Genomic DNA, 18745 nt, shown 5'->3' with positions numbered 1-18745 from the left:
AAAAAAAATATCCTCTCCTATACTTCACAGCTCAACAAATTGAGGCACAGGGGGAACCTCTGGATTAACCATTTCATTCTTTCTTAGTTGGGGGGAGACCCAGCTTTTCTACGGTTTTTTATTCTGACTTGAACTGTCGGACGGCCAGGCTTTGCCTAAATCCGGACGGTCCCTTTCATTAATGTAATGAAAACGTGCTAGAGAATATTATGAACAAACAAACTGATGTGAAGAGTGGGGAATTCCGTACGGGTGCTCATGTTGCGTTGGAGAAAGTCGAACTGCATGAAATTACCACCGCTCAGCGCGAGCTTTGGCTGAGCGCCAGCATGTCTGAAGGCTTGCCGTTCAATATGTGGGGATACGGCACGATAGAAGGGCCGTTGCAGATAGCCCTGCTGCGCCAGGCGATAGACGCGATCATTGAAGAAACGCCGGCGATGCAGGCCCATTTCACCGAACAAGACGGTGAGCTTTATCAATACCGTGCGGCGCGCAGTCATGATCCGCTTTCCGCGCATGACTTCAGCAGCCAGGAATACCCTGAGCTGGCGGCGCAGCGCTGGATGCGGCAAGATGCCGATCGCGTTATCTCCGCGCTGGATCAGGACCTGTTCGGCTTTGCCTTACTGACGTTGGCGCCCGGCAGCTATATTCTCTACCGGCGTTTTCACCACATGCTGGTGGATGGCCGCAGCGCTGAAGAGTTCATGCGTCGCATCGCACTGTATTACAACGCGTTGGCTGAGAAAAAAAGCATTCCTGAATTCAGCAATTGCAGTTTTAGCCGGCTCTATGAACACGACCTGCAGTACCGCGACTCTTCCCGCTTCGCTACCGACAAACAGTTCTGGCAAGGCTACACGCTCGCCGCGCCTCATAGCTTGACGCGTCAGGAGAAACTCGTCCCTTATTCGTCCATGCAAATCAGCAATCACACATTAACAATAAATGAGATAGCGGCGATTGATCGGGGTGCGGAAAAAGCCGGTGTACATCGCGCTCATATATTGGCGGCGGCCGTCGCATTATGTTTCCATAGTATTACTGGTCAGACCTTATTGAATTTCAGCCTGCCGGTTACCGGTACCCGAGAGCGAAACAGTATTGGTATGACCGCGAATGTGGTGCCACTGATTTTAGCCATTAACCCTGAAAGTCGTCTGGCGGATTTTGCACAACAGGTCGCAGCGGAAATAGCCAAAGTGGTTCGTCGGCAATTATATCGCGGTGAGGATATTCGTCGCGATCGCAGTACCATGAGCTCATCCTGGTTTGGTCCCGCTATCAATATCGTTTCCTTCGATCATGGCGATCCGTTTTGGGGATGTAAGACGCGATGGTATTACGGCGGCAACATCGCCGTCAGCGATATGCAAATTCTGTTTTACGAAGATCAGCAGGCGCAAGAATTGGACGTCATGTTTGCCGATGCGCCACATGCCCATTCATTAAGCCAGCTTGAGAGTTTACAGCGGCGTTTCCAGTTTATTCTGCGGACCCTCTCTGAACAGCCTGAAGGCAGTATCGCTCAGGTGATGCAACAGATTCATGCGCAGCCTGAAGCGGACGTCAGCGGCAGTTTCTATGATCTCCGCCGACTGCCGCCGGCCGCCGGCTTTATCCGTTGGGATCGTCCTACCGCTGAACTGGTGCGCCTCGCGACGTCACTCGGCCATCCTGCGGGCGATTGCCCGCTGAAAATCCTGTTGGCCGACCGGGCGCTGGGCGTTGGGCGCCTGGAAATGCTGCCTGACGCCGGCGATGCGGCCCCCGGTACGCTGCTTGGCGTCGACGATGCGGGTTGGAATATCGCCACGGCGGAAGGGGCGGTGCGGATCGGAGGCTGGTTCACCGCCGAAGGGGAGCTGGCGGCGGGGGAAGCGCTGGCGCGGCGGCACGGTTTGACGGTGGGCGAGCCGTTGCCGTTGCTTGATCCCTTGCAGGTGAAACGGCTGGAGGAGATACAGGCGGCCGGTGGGCACCATGCTGCTTTCTGGCAACCGCGATTGGCCCAGTTTGCTCCGGCGGCGTTCCCGGTGGCCTGGCAGCGCGAAACCCGGCCGGCATGGCAAGCTACGGCCTGGCAACACGCGGGCAAGATCGAGGTCGAATCGGTGTTGACCGGATTGGCGTTGTATCTGGGATTGATGGGCGGCGAAAGTGATTTCCAACTTGGCTGGCTGAACGCGACGGACGACGTTATCGGCGAGTCGGGCCAGGTTTGGACACTGCCGCTGCAGATCTCGCTGAATCCGACGCTGGGTTTCACCGAGGCGCAGGTGCAGATGCGACGCGAATGGCAGCAGGCGTACGCGCGTCGGGCCTACCATCCGGCATTGCTCGGCCTGGACACGCGTTCGCGCGCCTGGTCAACCGTCGTGGCGCTATTGCGCCGCGACACCTCGCCGGGATTCGACGAAGGCCAGGAGGGCGCAGCGGCGGTGAAACGCTCCGGCGCCCGGGCAGTGCTGCAGATCTGTGAAAGCAACGGCGCTTTCCGTTGGGTGTACGACAGCGCCGCGGTGGGGGACGAGCAGATGCTGCGCGCCGCGCAACATCTGCTATTGCTGCTCCGGCAGGCCGCTGCGGCGCCGAATGCGCCGGTGCGCGGCGATCGTTTACTGAGCCAGGCGGAGCGAGAGCTATTGCTCAACGTGCGCAACCGCACCCACCGTGCTTTCCCGCAGGCGTCAAGCGTGTCGGCCCTGTTTGAAGCGCAGGCGCGGCGTACGCCGACGGCGCCGGCGCTGTCTCAGGGGGAGACGTCGCTGAGCTATGCGGAATTGAACGCGCGCGCCAACCGGCTGGCGCACCACCTGACGGCACGCGGCGTGGGGCCGGAAAGCCGCGTCGCGGTCTGCGCCGCGCGCAGCCCGGAGATGATCGTTGCACTGTTGGCGATCCTGAAAGCTGGCGGCGCCTATGTGCCGCTGGATCCGGCTTATCCCGCTGAACGCCTGCACTATATCGTGCAGGACTGCGCGCCGGCGTTGCTGTTGGCGGATAGCGCCGGCCGCGCGGCGCTGGGGGCGGTGGCCGCGCCGCTGTTGGCCCTGGAAGACGCGCTGCCAGAGCAGGAGCACGATCTGCCGCCGCGCGCGCAGCCAGGCAGTCTGGCGTATGTGGTTTACACCTCGGGCTCGACCGGCAAACCGAAAGGGGTAATGGTGGAACAGGCGCACCTGATCAACCTGATCATGTGGCACTGCGAAGCGACCGGTTTGCAGGCCGGTGAGCGAACGACCAGCATGGCGGGTCTGGGTTTTGACGCCAGCGTTTGGGAAATCTGGCCGACGTTGACGCAGGGGGCGACGCTGTTGCTGCCGCCGGCAGAGGCGGCGGGCAATGGCGAAGCGCTGCTGCAATGGTGGCGCGGCAGCGGTGTGCAGGTCGGGTTTATGGTGACGCCGCTGGCTGAGATCGCACTGATGGGCGACATGCCTGCCGATCTGCGGATGCTGCTGATCGGTGGCGACAGCATCCGCCGCTGGCCGCTCCAGGCGCCGCCTGGCGTAACCATTGTGAATAACTATGGGCCGACGGAGACGACCGTGGTAGCGACTTCGGGCGAGCCGGCGGTCGGTACGGCGATGCCGTCTATCGGCCGGCCTATCGCCAACGGCCGGGCGTACTTGCTGGATGACTATGGCCAGCCGGTGCCGCTGGGTGCCGTGGGTGAGTTGTATATCGGCGGCGCGCAGGTGGCGCGCGGCTACCTGAATCTACCGGCGCTGACGGCGGAGCGTTTTCTTGCCGATCCTTTCGCGCCGGGTGGCCGCATGTACCGCACCGGCGATCTGGCGCGCTATATGCCGGACGGCAGCCTGGAGTATCTGGGCCGCAACGATCTGCAGGTAAAAATTCGCGGCTTCCGCATTGAATGCGGTGAAATCGAGTCGCAGCTGGCTATGCATGCCGCCGTGTGCGACGCGGTGGTAGATGCGCTCACGGATGGCGAAGGCGACAAACGTCTGGTGGCCTGGGTCGTGCCGCAGCCGGAAGCGGAGCGTGAGGCGCTGGCGCAGACGCTGCGCCGGGCGCTTGCCGCAACGCTGCCGGATTATATGGTGCCGACGGCCTTTGTGTGGCTGGAGGCGCTGCCGCTGTCGCCGAACGGCAAACTGGATCGGCGCGCGCTGCCGGCGCCGGCGCCGGATGCCGCCATGCGCGAAGCCTATGTCGAGCCGCAGGGGGAAACCGAAAGGCTGCTGGCTCAGATTTGGCAGGGGTTGTTGAGCGTTGAACGCGTGGGGCGTCACGACAACTTCTTTGAGTTGGGCGGCCATTCGCTGTTGGCGGTGAAGCTGATGGCGCAGCTGCGCCAGGCGGGGCTGTCGGCGAGCGTTCAGGCGCTGTTCTCCACGCCAACGCTGTCGGCTCTGGCGCAAACGCTGGTGTCGCAGCAGCGGATCCAGGTGCCGGAAAATCGGATTGTGTCGGGCTGCCGCGCAATCACGCCGCAGATGCTGCCGCTGGCCGATCTGACGCAGACTGAGATCGATCAGATCGTCGACGGTGTGGAGGGGGGCATCGACAACGTACAGGATATCTATGCCCTTTCCCCGTTGCAGGAAGGGATCTTGTTCCACCACATGCTGGCGGAAGAGGGCGACCCTTACCTGCTGTCGGCACTGCTGCGCTTCGACAGCCGGGCGCGTTTCGATCGCTGGCTGGCGGCGATGCAGCAGGTGGTGGAGCGTCATGACATTTTGCGCACGGCCTTTGTCGGTGCGGGGCTGTCCGAACCGGTACAGGTCGTCTGGCGCCGGGCGCGCTTAGCGGTGATCGAGCTGGCGCTGGATCCGGCCGCGGGGCCGGTCGGCCGTCAGCTGGAAGCGCGCTTCGATCCCCGGCGGATCCGTCAGGATCTGACGCGGGCGCCGCTGCTGTATTACGTCATCGCCGAAGAGAGCGACGGCAGCTGGTACGTCTTGCAGCAGTGGCACCACCTGATTGGCGACCACTCGACGCTGGCGATGATGGGGGAAGAAGTCAACGCCATTCTGGCCGGGCGCGGGGATACGCTGGGCAGCGCGCAGCCGTTCCGCAATGCGGTGGCGCAAGCGCGTTTGGGGCTCAGCGAACAGGAACATGAGAGTTTCTTCCGCGGCATGCTGGCGGATATCGACGAACCGGTACTGCCGTTCGGGCTCGGCAACGTACACGGCGACGGACAGTGCGCCAATACCGGCCGCCTGGCGTTGGCGCCTGCGCTGAATGCCGGCCTGCGTCGACAGGCGAAGCGGCTGGGCGTCAGCCTGGCCAGCCTGTGCCATCTGGCCTGGGCGCAGGTGCTGGCGCGCACCAGCGGGCGTGATGCCGTGGTGTTCGGCACGGTGCTGCTGGGCCGCATGGAATCGGGCGAAGGCGCCGACCGGGCGCTGGGGCTATTCATCAATACGCTGCCGCTGCGGCTGGATATGGACGGGCGCAGCGTTGAGGCGTCGGTGCGGCAGGCGCATGCGCGCCTGAGCGGCTTGCTGGCACATGAGCACGCCTCGCTGGCGTTGGCGCAGCGCTGCAGCGGCGTGAAAAACGGTGCGCCGCTGTTCAGTGCGCTGCTGAACTACCGCCACAACGACGGGGAAGCATTGGCGCTGCCGGAAGGGGTCAGCCTGATCGGCGCGGACGAACGCACCAACTACCCGTTCGTGCTGTCGGTAGACGACGGCATGGATTCGCTGGCGTTGACGGCGCAGGTCATCGATCCCATCGACGCCGCACGGGTGTGCCGCTATATGCAACAGGCATTGACCGCTCTGGTGAATGCGCTGGAACACACGCCGGAAATGCCGGTGCGCGAACTGTCGATTCTGCCGGACGACGAGTACGCCTTGTTGATCAATGGCTGGAACGCAACGGCGCAGCCTTATCCGCAGGATGTCTGCCTGCATGCGCTGTTTGAAGCGCAGGTGCGCCGCACGCCGGACGCCGTGGCGCTGGTTTGCGGCGGCGCCGAACTGAGCTACGCCCAGCTGAATGCGCAGGCCAATCGCCTGGCGCACGCGCTGATAGCACGCGGTGTCGGTCCGGATTGCCGCGTGGCGGTGTGCGCCGAGCGCAGCCTGGCGATGGTGACGGCATTGTTCGGCATCCTCAAGGCCGGCGGCGCCTATGTGCCGTTGGATCCGGCTTATCCGGGCGAGCGTCTGCACTATATCCTGCAGGACGCCGATCCGGTGCTGCTGCTGGCGGACGCCGCCGGCCGCGCGGCGCTGGGCGAACACGCGGTGCCGCTGCTGGCGCTGGATGAACCGTTGGCGGACGAGCTGAACGCCGATAACCCGGCGCCGCGCGCGCAGCCCAACCATTTGGCCTACGTGATTTATACCTCCGGCTCGACCGGCAAACCGAAAGGCGCGATGAATGAACATCGTGGCATCGTTAACCGCCTGCTCTGGATGCAGCAGGCTTATGGATTGACGCCGGCGGATACGGTGCTGCAGAAAACGCCGTTCGGCTTCGACGTCTCGGTGTGGGAATTCTTCTGGCCGTTGATGTATGGCGCGCGTCTGGCAATGGCGCGCCCTGAAGGCCACAAGGATCCGGAGTACCTGAGCCGCGTCATCGAACAGTATGGCGTGACAACGCTGCACTTTGTGCCGTCTATGCTGCAAAGCTTCCTGCTGTATGAAGGCGCGAGCCGCCGCTGCGGGCAGGTGGTGCGCGTCATGTGCAGCGGCGAGGCGCTGCCCGCCTCACTGGTGGCCGAATTCTACCGCCAGATGCCGCATGTCGAGTTGCATAACCTCTATGGCCCGACCGAAGCGGCGGTGGACGTGACCGCCTGGCACTGCACCCGCCAATCTGGGCTGGTGTCGGTGCCCATTGGGCGGCCGGTGGCCAACACGCGGATCTATCTGCTTGATGAACAAGGGCAGCCGGTACCGCTGGGGGCGGTCGGCGAGCTGTATATCGGCGGCATTCAGGTGGCGCGTGGCTATTTCAACCGGCCTGAACTGACGGCGGAGCGTTTCCTGGCCGATCCGTTCGATGCCGGTCACGGCGGCCGCATGTACCGCACCGGCGATGTGGCTCGCTATCTGCCGGACGGCAATATCGAGTATCTGGGACGTAACGATCAGCAGGTGAAGATCCGCGGTTTCCGTATCGAATGCGGCGAGATAGAGGCGGCGCTGGCCGCGCATCCGCAGGTGCGCGAAGCCGTGGTGGATGCGCGCGGCGGCGACGGCGGTGAGAAACGCCTGATCGCCTGGGTGGTGCCGCAGCCAGGTGCCGATGAGGCGTCGTTGGCGGAGACGCTGCGCCGGCATTTGGCCGACAAGCTGCCGGATTACATGGTGCCGGCCGCTTGCGTGCTGCTGGAGGCGCTGCCCCTGTCGCCAAACGGTAAGCTCGATCGCCGCGCATTGCCCGACCCGTCGGGCGAGGCCTATCGTCGAGAAGCCTACGAGGCGCCGCAGGGGGACGTCGAGCAGCGTCTGGCGGCGCTGTGGGAAGAGCTGCTGGGCGTGGAACAGGTTGGCCGCAACGACAGCTTCTTCGCTCTGGGCGGCCATTCGCTGTTGGCGGTGCGTTTGGCCAACCGCCTGCAGCAAAGCGGGTTGCCGTTATCACTGCAGGCGCTGTTCGCCAACCCGGTTCTGCAGGCGTTGGCGCGCCAGATTACGCAGGCGGAAAGCCTGCCGCCGATTCTGCCCGCGCCGCGCGATGCCGCCTTACCGCTGTCGTTCGCTCAGCAGCGCCTGTGGTTCCTGACCCAGCTGGACGGCATGAGCGAAATTTACCACATGCCGTTGGCGCTGCGGCTGCGTGGGCCGCTGAATCTGGCCGCCTGGCAGAGCAGCCTCGACGCGCTTTATGCGCGCCACGACGCGTTGCGCACCGTCTTCATCAGCCGCGACGGCCAGCCGCAGGCGCTCATTTTGCCGATCGCCGGTTTGCCGCTGACGATCCACGATCTGCGCGGCGTCGCGGATGCGCAGGCGCGCGCCGCCACGCTGATACGGGAAGAGGTCGCAGCGCCCTTTGATCTGACCGGCGGCCCGCTGGTGCGCGCCAGCCTCATCCGGCTGAGCGACGAGGAACAGCTGTTCGCGCTGACCTGCCACCACATCATTTCCGATGGCTGGTCGAACGGCATCCTGCTGCGGGAGCTGGGCGCGCTGTACGGCGCATTGTGTCGCGGCGAGCCGTCACCGCTGCCGCCGCTGGCGTTGCAGTACGCGGATTACGCCCACTGGCAGCGGCAATGGCTGCAGCCTGCGCGGTTGTCGAAGCAGGCCGATTATTGGCGCCAGACGTTGGGCGATGCACCGGCACTGTTGACGTTGCCGACCGACCGTCCGCGTCCGGCGGTGCAGTCATTTGCCGGGGATCGGGTGGCCGTCTCGCTCGATGCCGAGCTGACCGCGGCGCTGAGGCAATTCAGCCTGCGTCAGGGATGCACGCTGTTCATCACGCTGCTGACGGCGTGGAGCGTCGTGCTGTCCCGTTTGTCGGGGCAGCGCGATCTGGTGATCGGCACGCCGGAGGCCAACCGTCGCCGGCTGGAAACGGAACCGATGATCGGCTTCTTCGTCAGCACCCTGGCGCTGCGCATCGATCTATCCGACGATCCGGATTTGTCGACGTTGGCGCTGCGCGTGCGCGATACGCTGCTGGCGGCGCGCGACCATGGCGATCTGCCTTTCGAGCAGGTGGTTGAACAGGTGAACCCGCCGCGTCATCGCGGCCATACCCCGTTGTTCCAGGTGATGCTGAGCTGGCAGGACGGTTCGGTGCACGATATCGGCTTGCCGGGGCTGCAGGCGGAAGCGATCGATGCCGGCTATGCCGCGGCGAAATATGACATGACGCTGGATCTGACCGAGATCGGCGAAGAGATCGCCGGCTCGCTGTATTACGCCACGGCGCTGTTCGATCGTGAAACCGCTGAGCGCTACGGGATCTATCTGCGCCAGGTGCTGCAGGGCATCGCGTTGGCGGCGCCGCTGCCGGTTTCGCAGCTTGCGCTGTTGCCGCAGAACGAACGGCAACGGTTGTTGCATGGCTGGAACTGCACGCCGGATGAACCGCAGGCGGATCTCTGCCCGCACCATCACCTGGAGCGGCTGGCGCTGCGCACGCCGGCGGCGATCGCCGCGGTGTGCGGAGAAGAACGCCTCAGCTATCGGGCGCTCAATGAACGAGCCAACGCGTTGGCGCAGGTGTTGATCGCGCGCGGCGTCGGGCCCGATCGTCTGGTGGCGCTGTGTGCGGAGCGCGGCACGCCGATGCTGGTCGGGTTGCTGGCGATCCTGAAAGCGGGCGGCGCCTATGTGCCGCTCGATCCGGCGTATACCGGCGAACGTCTGGAGTACATTTTACACGATGCCCGGCCGGTGTTGCTGCTGGCCGACGCTGCAGGGCGCTCGGCGCTGAGCGGGGCCGATGTGCCGACGATGGCGCTGGAGGAAGACTGGGGCACCGAGGCCGCCAATCCGCAGGTTGAAGGGCTGACGGCGGCCAATCTGGCCTATGTGATCTATACCTCCGGATCGACCGGCAAGCCGAAAGGCGTGATGGTGGAACACCGTCAGGTTGAGCGCCTGTTTACCGCGACCGATGCCGGGTTCGGCTTTGACGCCGGGGATGTGTGGTGTCTGTTCCACTCGTTCGCCTTCGATTTCTCGGTATGGGAAATCTGGGGCGCGTGGCGCCACGGCGGCCGGTTGGTGATCGTGCCGCAGGAAACGGCGCGCTCCGCCCCCGCGTTCTATCAGCTGGTTTGTCACCAGGGCGTGACGGTGCTGAATCAGACGCCTAGCGCCTTTAAGGCGTTCATTCAGGCTCAGGACGACACGCCGCATCGGCTGCGCTACATCGTCTTCGGCGGCGAAATGCTGAATCCGGCCGATCTGGCGCCGTGGTATGCCCGTAATCGGCCGGACGCGCCGCGGTTAATCAATATGTACGGCATAACGGAAACGACGGTGCACGTCACTTACCGGGAAATGTCTCCGGCGGACATCACCGGCAGCGGCAGCCCGATCGGCCGCCGTATTCCGGATCTGCGCCTGTATCTGCTTGACGAACACGGTCAGCCGGTGGCGCAGGGCGCGGTGGGGGAGCTGTATGTCGGCGGGCTGGGCGTGGCGCGCGGCTACCTGAATCGGCCGGAGCTGAATGCGCAACGTTTCCTCGACGATCCTTTCGTGGCGGGAGAACGGATGTATCGCGCCGGCGATCTGGCGCGCTATCTGCCGAACGGTGAGCTGGAGTACCTGGGGCGCAACGACCAGCAGGTGAAAATTCGCGGTTTCCGCATTGAGTGCGGTGAGGTGGAGGCGGCGCTGCTGAGCCATCCTGCGGTCCGCAGCGTGGCGGTTGACGCCTGGCAGGACAACGGCGGCGACAAACGTTTGGTGGCCTGGGCGGTGCCGGGCGAAGGGGAGGCTCGGGAAACGCTGGCGCTGCGGCTGCGTCAGCATCTGGCCGGGTGTCTGCCGGACTATATGGTGCCGACGGCCTTCGTGTGGCTGGACGCGTTGCCGCTGACCACCAACGGCAAGCTGGACAAACGCGCGCTGCCGGCGCCGGAGCTGGGCGCCGCCGCGCGCGCTGTTTATGAAGCGCCGGCCGATGAGCGAGAACGCCTGCTGGCGTCCGTCTGGCGTCAGTTACTGAATGTTGAACGCGTCGGCCGTCATGATGACTTCTTCGCCCTGGGCGGGCATTCGCTGCTGGCGGTACAGTTGGCCAACCGGGTGCAGCAGGCCGGCTGGCGGTTGCCGCTGTCGGCGCTGTTCGCCGCGCCGGTGTTGCAGGCGCTGGCGCAGTGGCTGGAACGGGAGGGGGCGGCGCAGCCGACGGCCATCGTGCCGACTCCGCGTCACGGCGCATTGCCGTTGTCGTTTGCCCAGCAGCGGTTGTGGTTCCTGAGCCAAATGGGCGGGATCGGCGAGACTTACCATATCCCGCTGGCGTTGCGCCTTGACGGCGAACTGGATGCGCCGGCGTTCCAGCGCAGCCTCGACGCGCTGTATGCCCGCCACGAAGCCTTGCGCAGCGTGTTTGTCTGCCAGGATGGGCAACCCCAGGTGCGGATCTTGCCGGAGGCGGCCATGCCGCTGGCGTATCACGACTTGCGCGGCGAGCATCAGGCGGAGCAACGTTTGCACGCGCTGGCCGAAACAGTGATGAAAGCGCCGTTCGATCTGGAAGGGGGGCCGCTGGTGCGGGCCTGCTTGCTGCAAGTGAGCGAGCGGCGGCATCTGTTCCTGCTGACCTGCCACCATATCGTTTCCGACGGCTGGTCTACCGGGATCCTGATGCGGGAGCTGAGCGCGCTGTATGGCGCCTTCCAACGCGGCGAACCGTCGCCGCTGCCGCCGCTGGCGGTGCACTATGTCGATTATGCCGTTTGGCAGCGCCAGTGGTTGACGCAGGAACGGTTGGCCGAGCAGGCGGCGTTCTGGCGCCAGACGCTGGGCGATGCGCCGGCTCTGCTGACGCTGCCGACCGATCGGCCGCGTCCGGCGATGCAGTCGTTCGCCGGTGGCGAGGTGCCTCTGGCCATCGACGCGGCGCTTACCGACGCGCTGCGGCGGTTAAGCCGTCAATACGGCGGCACGCTGTTCATGACGGTGCTGGCCGCCTGGAGCCTGGTGTTGTCCCGCATGGCCGGCCAACAGCAGGTGGTGATCGGCACCCCGGAGGCCAACCGCGGCAGGCTGGAAATCGAACCGCTGGTCGGCTTCTTCGTCAGCACGCTGGCGATGCATGTCGATCTGCGCGGTGAGCCGACGCTGCAAATCTTGCTCGAGCGAGTGCGCGAGACGGTATTGGCGGCGCGGGAAAACGGCGATCTGCCGTTTGAACAGGTGGTGGAGGTGGTCAATCCGCCGCGCCAGCTGGACGCGACGCCGCTGTTCCAGGTGATGCTGGCCTGGCAGGATGGCTCGGTGCGCGATATCGCCTTGCCGGGCCTGCAAACGGCGGATGCCGGGCTGAGCTATGACGTCGCGAAATTCGACATGACGCTCGAGTTGGCGGAAAGCGGCAGCGGCATTGTCGGCTCGTTGAACTACGCCAGCGCCTTGTTCGATCGCGACACGGCGGTGCGCTACGGCGTGTATCTGCAGCAGGCGCTGCGAGCGATGGCGGCGGATCTTACCCAGCCGGCGGCGCGCGTCGATCTGCTGCCTGCGGCCGAACGCCAACTGCTGCTGCATGACTGGAACCGCACCGAGCGGGCGTATCCGGCGCAGGCGTGCGTGCATCAGCTGTTCGACGAGCAGGCACGGCGCACGCCGCAGGCGACGGCGTTGATCGATGGCGAGCAGCTTATTCGCTACGCGCAGTTGGCGGAGCGCGCCAATCGGCTGGCCTGGCGCCTGATTAAGGCGGGCGTGGAGCCCGGCCAGCGCGTGGCGGTCCGGTTTGAGCGCAGCGCCGCCCTGGCGATCGCCCAATTGGCGATCCTTAAGGCCGGTGCTGCCTATGTGCCGGTTGACCCGCAGCTGCCGGCCGGCCGGCAGAACTGGATCATCGCCGACAGCGGCGCGGTGCTGCTGCTGAACGGCGGCGAGGACGACGCGCAGATCGGCGTCGGCGTCGCTCGTCTTCCGCAAAATGATGACGCGGACCTGCCGTCCGGCGCGCCGATATTGGCGAGCAACAGTCTGGATCTGGCCTACATCATGTATACCTCCGGCTCAACCGGTAAGCCGAAAGGCGTGATGGTGCCGCATCAGGGGATCAACCGACTGGTGATCAATAACGGTTATGCGGAGTTCAGCGACTCAGATCGTATCGCTTTCGCCATCAACCCGGCATTCGATCCGGCGACGCTGGAAGTGTGGGGAGCCTTGCTGAACGGCGCCGCGCTGGTGGTGGTGCCGCCTGCGGTCTTGCTGGACGCCTCGGCGTTCGCCGATCTGCTGACGCGTCAGGCGATTACGGTGCTGGTGTTGCCGACCTCGCTGTTCAATCAGCATGCGCACAGCATTCCCGCGACGTTGGCGGGGCTGAAATACCTGATCAGCGGCGGCGAAGCGGCGGATCCTCATGCCTATACCCGGGTGCTGAAGGAGGGCGGCCGGGTGCAGCTGATCAACGGCTACGGCCCGACGGAAGCCACTACCGCCGCCACCTTGGCGCATATTACCGTGGCGGCGGGGCGGCACCGTTTGCCGATTGGCCGGCCGATCGGCAATACCCGGGTGTATCTGCTGGATGAACACCGCCAGCCGGTGCCGCTGGGCGCGATCGGCGAGCTGTATATCGGTGGCGTGGGCGTGGCGCTGGGTTACCTGAATCGCGAAGACCTCACGGCCGAGCGTTTCCTGGCGGATCCGTTTAACGAGGGAGGCCGCCTGTATCGCACCGGCGATTTAGCGCGCTATCTGCCGGACGGCAATCTCGATTACTGCGGACGCAACGATCAGCAGGTGAAGATCCGCGGCTTCCGCATCGAGTGCAGCGAGATTGAAGTCCTGTTGGAAACGCACCCGGCGGTGCGCGAAGCGGTGGTTGACGTGCGCGGCGCGCATCCTGCGTTGATCGCCTGGATCGTCCCGCAAGCTGAGGCCGAGGGCCGCGATCTGGCCGACGAGCTGCGGCGGCATCTGGCGGCGCAGCTGCCGGACTACATGGTGCCGGCGGCCTGTCTGATGCTGGCCGACTTGCCGTTGACCCCGAATGGCAAAGTGGATCGCCACGCGTTGCCGACGCCGCAGGCCGGCGACTTTGCACGCGTGGGCCATGAAGCGCCTCAGGGCGACACGGAAACCCTGTTGGCGGCGATCTGGGGCGAATTGCTCGGTCTGCCGAATGTCGGCCGACATGACAATTTCTTCGAGTTGGGTGGGCACTCGCTGCTGGCGGTGAAACTGATTGCGGAGCTGCGCCGCTGCGGCCTGACGGCGAACGTGCAGACGCTGTTTACCGCCCCGACGCTGGCCTCGCTGGCGGAGGCGCTGGAGGCGCGCTGCGAAATCGAGATCCCCGAGAACCTGCTGCGGCCGGATAGCGCGCGCATCACGCCTGAGCTGCTGCCGCTGGCCTCGCTGAACCAGGTTGAAATCGACAGCATCGTGGCGCGCGTGCCGGGCGGCGTGGCCAACGTGCAGGATATCTATGCGCTGTCGCCGTTGCAGGAGGGGATCCTGTTCCACCACCTGTTGGCGGAGCGGGGCGATCCGTACCTGTTATCTACGCTGCTGCGCTTTGAGCACCGCGAGCGACTGGATCGTTGGCGGGCCGCGATGCAACAGGTGATCGATCGCCACGATATTTTGCGCACGGCGTTCATCAGTGAGGCGATCCGCGAGCCGGTACAGGTCGTTTGGCGCGCCGCCGCGCTGCCGTGGACTGAGCTGACGCTCGATCCGGCGCAGGGGGCGATTGGCGAGCAACTGCTGGCGCGCTTCGATCCGCAGCATGCGCGTCTGGATCTCAGCCGCGCGCCGCTGCTGAATGTCGTGGTTGCGCAAGATAGCGATGGCAGTTGGTGGATGCTGCAACAATGGCATCATCTGGTGGGGGATCATTCCACGGCGGCATTGATTGAGGAAGAGATCGCCACGATCCTCGCCGGCAAAGGTGCCGAGCTGGGCGCCCCACCGCCGTTCCGCAATGCGGTGGCGCAGGCGCGTTTGAGCGTCAGCGCGCAAGAACATGAAACCTTCTTCCGCACCATGCTGGCGGACATCGAAGAGCCGGTGCTGCCGTTCGGGCTCGGCAACGTGCGCGGCGACGGCAAGGGCGTCACCACGGCGCACCAGCCAATCGACAAAGCGCTGAACGAACGTCTGCGGCATCAGGCCAAGCGGCTGGGCGTGAGCCTGGCCAGCCTGTGCCATCTGGCCTGGGCGCAGGTGCTGGCCCGCACCAGCGGCCAAGATCGCGTGGTGTTCGGTACCGTGCTGTTGGGACGCATGCAGGCGGGGGAAGGCGCCGAACGCGCGATGGGGCTGTTTATCAATACGTTGCCGCTGCGCCTCGACATCGGCGATGACGATGTGGTGACGGCGGCGCGCCAGGCCCACGCGCGGCTGAGCGGGTTGCTGCATCATGAGCACGCGCCGCTGGCGCTGGCGCAGCGCTGCAGCGGCGTGGCGGCGGGGATGCCGCTGTTCAGCGCCTTGCTCAACTATCGCCACAACAACGGCAGCGAGCTGGTGTTGCCGGAAGGCATGACGCTGTTGAGCGCGCAGGAGCGCACCAACTATCCGTTTGTCCTGTCGGTGGAAGACGGCGGCGACTCTTTGGGGTTGACGGCGCAGGTCAGCGAGCCGGTGCCGGCGGCGAGGATCTGCGGCTATATGCAACAGGCGCTGGCCTCATTGGCGCAGGCGTTGGAAAGCCGGCCGACCCTGCCGGCGAGCGAACTGGAGATCCTGCCGCCGTCAGAGCGCCGGCTGCTGCTGGAGGAATGGAATCAGACGGCGGAGCCTTATCCCGCAGCGCTTTGCGTGCATCAGCTGTTTGAACGCCAGGCGCAGCGTGCGCCGCAGGCTGTAGCGATCGTGCAAGGCGATCGTCGGATCGGCTATGCGGCGTTGAACGCCCAGGCTAACCGGCTGGCACATGCTCTGATCGCGCACGGCATTCAACCGGGCGAGCGCGTGGCGACGCGTCTGGCGCGCAGCATCGATCTGGTGGCGACGCAGCTGGCGATCTTCAAAGCCGGCGCGGTGTATGTGCCGATCGATCCGCAGTTGCCGGCGGCGCGTCAGCAGTGGATCCTGGAGGACAGCGGCGCGCGTCTGATCGTCGGTGAAGCGGCGGACGGGGATACCTTGCCGCTGCTGCGGCCGGTGGTCTCCGGCGGTGACGAGAACGACCCGGCGCTGTCGCTGTCGAGCGGCGAGGTGGCGTACATCATGTACACGTCCGGCTCCACAGGGCTGCCTAAAGGCGTGATGACGCCGCACCAGGGCATCACTCGGTTGGTGCTCAACAACCGTTATGCGGCGTTCGATGCGACGGAACGGGTGGCTTACGCCGCTAATCCGGCCTTCGACGCCGCGACGATGGAGGTGTGGGCGGCGCTGTTGAACGGCGGCGAACTGGTGGTGATCCCGGCGGAAACCGTGATGGATGCGGCGCGTTTGAGCGCCGCATTGACGCAGCATCGCGTGACGACGCTGTTCCTGACAACCGCGTTGTTCAATCAGTATGTGTACAGCATGGGTGCGACGTTGGCCCAGCTGCGCTACCTGATCTGCGGCGGGGAAAAGGAGGAGCCGAGCGCCTTCGAACGCCTGCTGCAGGAAGCGGGGCCGGTACAGCTGATCCACGCCTATGGGCCGACGGAAGCGACGACCTTCGCGACGACGGCGGCGATAGCCGAGGTGCAAGGCGCAACGCGTTTGCCAATCGGTAAGCCGATCGGCAACACCCGCGCCTATGTGTTGGATGCGCGCGGTCGGCCGGCGCCGCTGGGCGCTATCGGCGAGCTGTATATCGGCGGCGTCGGCGTGGCGCTGGGATACCTCAACCGGCCTGAACTGACCGCAGAGCGTTTCCTGAACGATCCGTTCAACCCGGGCGGGCGCATGTATCGCACCGGCGATCTGGTGCGTTATCGGGCGGACGGCAACCTCGAGTATCAGCGACGCAACGATCGTCAAGTGAAGATCCGCGGCTTCCGCATTGAGATGGGGGAGATAGAGGCGCGCCTGGCGGCGCACCCGGCGGTGAACGAAGCGGTGGTCGATGCCCGCTGCATCGGTGCGGATACGCGGTTGATCGCCTGGATCAGCCTGCGTGAGAACGTGGCGAGCGACGGGTTGGCCGGTGAGCTGCGCCAGCATCTGGCGGCTCAGTTGCCGGACTATATGCTGCCTGCGGCCTTTGTCTGGCTGGCGGCGATGCCGCTGACGCCAAACGGCAAGATTGATCGGCGGGCTTTGCCGGCGCCGGAGATGGCCGCCGCCGCAGGCGAAGCCTACGAAGCGCCGCGCGGCGATACCGAGACGCTGTTGGCGCAGGCGTGGGCGGAGTTGCTGGGGCTGCCGCAGATCGGCAGACACGACAACTTCTTCGAACTGGGCGGCCACTCGCTGCTGGCGGTGCGCCAGGCCAGCCTGGCGCAGCAGTGGGGGATCGCACTGCAGGTGCAGGCGATCTTTGACCATCCGGTGCTGGCGGATCTGGCGGCGCATGTCGAGCAGCGCACGGGCGCACAGCCGCTCAGGGCATTGCCGGCGCGCCGCAGCGGCCAGCGCCCGCCGGTGTTCTTCATGCCGACCGGCTATGGCGATCACTCGTATGTTTATGAGATTGCCAAAGAGATCGATGCGGACTTCCCGATTTATGCCGTGCCGTGGCCAGAGATGGCCGACGCGCCGCCGGCAACGATGGAGGCGATGGCGGAGATCGTTGTCGGGGTCATCCGGCAGGCGCAAGCCAGCGGGCCGTACCATCTGTTCGGTTACTCTTCGGGCGGGATCTTGACCTACATGGTGGCGGAACGGCTGCAGGCGGAGGGGGAAGAGGTGGCGCTGGTGGGCCTGCTCGACACCATGCGGCCACAGCAGGCGATGCGCGATGCGACACAGCTATTCCTCAGCTGGCTGGAGGTGGAACATCCGACGCTGGAGGCGGCGCTGTTCGCCCGCCTGCAGTTGCTGTCGGTGGAGGAGGCGCTGGCCGTGCTGCACGGCCAGGGCATCAGCACTTTCCTCGATGATCCGCTGAAGGAGGCTGCTTTATGGCGCAAGCGTTATCACTATGCGACCCTGGTCGGCGCCAGCGTCATCCGGCCGCTCGGCCTTAATCTGCACTTGTTTAAAGCGGTGGAGGAGATGCCCGGCTTGCTGAATGACGATCTGGAAGCCTACTGGCAACGCATCAAGCCGGCAGGTTACAACCGCCGCGACGGCTCGGCACTTGGCTGGGAGGGGCATCTGCCGGCGTCGGCGGTAACGGTCAACCTGGTCGATGGCGATCATGTCACCATGATGTCGGAAGCGGCGAACCGGCGCGGGTTAGGAGAGCGCATCAGCGCCGTGCTGAATACGCTCGTTCGACGCTGACCGCGTTGCTTGTCAATGAAGCCCTCGCAAGAGGGCTTTTTTTTTACCCGTTGGCGGCGGTTTTGACGAGTTCCACCACCAGCGGTGAAAGCTCGCCGCGCAGCGCGGCGCGTTCCGACTGGAACAGCGTGGCGACATAAAAACGCCGGCCCGGCAGTTCGATGGCGCGCACGTCGCCTTCGGTGTCGTGGCCGCTGATCATCAGCGGGAAGCGCTCAAGATCGGCGACGAACTCCGGATTCACGCCGAAGTTGCAGTGGTAGCCTTCATGGGTGTTCAGGCTGCCGTAGGCCTGCGCGACGCGGGTCTCGGGCTGAAAAACGATGTCGCCGGTTTTTTCCACCAGCGAGCAGCTCAGCGGGGCGATCACCAACCGGCCGCCGCTGTCGGTTTCCGCATGACCGGCGTCGTGCCAGCCCATCACGTTGCGGGCGTATTCGACGATGGCGTATTGAAAACCGCCGCAGGAGCCGAGGAACGGCACGTCGTTTTCCCGCGCATGACGGATCGCCATAAAGGCGCCGTCGTCGTAACGATACGGGCTGCCCGGCACCACCCAGATGGCGTCGAAATTTTGCAGCGTTTCGGGGGCGGTCAGGGTGTCGGTCGGTAGCCACTGGGGCTGCACGTCGATGTCGAGATGGGCGGCGGCGAGCTGGAGCGCCACGGGGATGGCCTGATGGGCCACGGCTTGCGGGTTGTAATCACCGACCAGAGCAATGCGAACTTGAGCTTTCATCATTTCCTTTCCTGTG

Annotated in this window: 2 protein-coding genes; one reads left to right on the top strand and one right to left on the bottom strand. The window is 64.9% G+C overall.

Annotated elements, in window-relative coordinates; translation table 11 throughout:
* Positions 1-209 precede the first annotated feature (209 nt).
* Positions 210-17990 carry a non-ribosomal peptide synthetase gene (locus ACYF6X_RS21975; RefSeq protein WP_130017703.1) on the top strand — a complete coding sequence of 5927 codons (17781 nt, stop codon included), beginning with the start codon at positions 210-212 and terminating at the stop codon, positions 17988-17990.
* A gap of 43 nt (positions 17991-18033) precedes the next feature.
* Here ACYF6X_RS21975 and ACYF6X_RS21970 read toward each other — a convergent pair whose 3' ends face one another.
* Entirely contained in the window at positions 18034-18732 is a 699-nt protein-coding gene (locus tag ACYF6X_RS21970) for a CTP synthase C-terminal region-related (seleno)protein (protein ID WP_172837458.1), read from the bottom strand.
* Positions 18733-18745 lie beyond the last annotated feature (13 nt).

This window comes from Serratia sp. ID 25-353 (genome assembly GCF_054792795.1).
The sequence above is the reverse complement of the archived record's forward strand: the minus strand, read 5'-3'. Positions and strand labels throughout refer to the sequence as shown.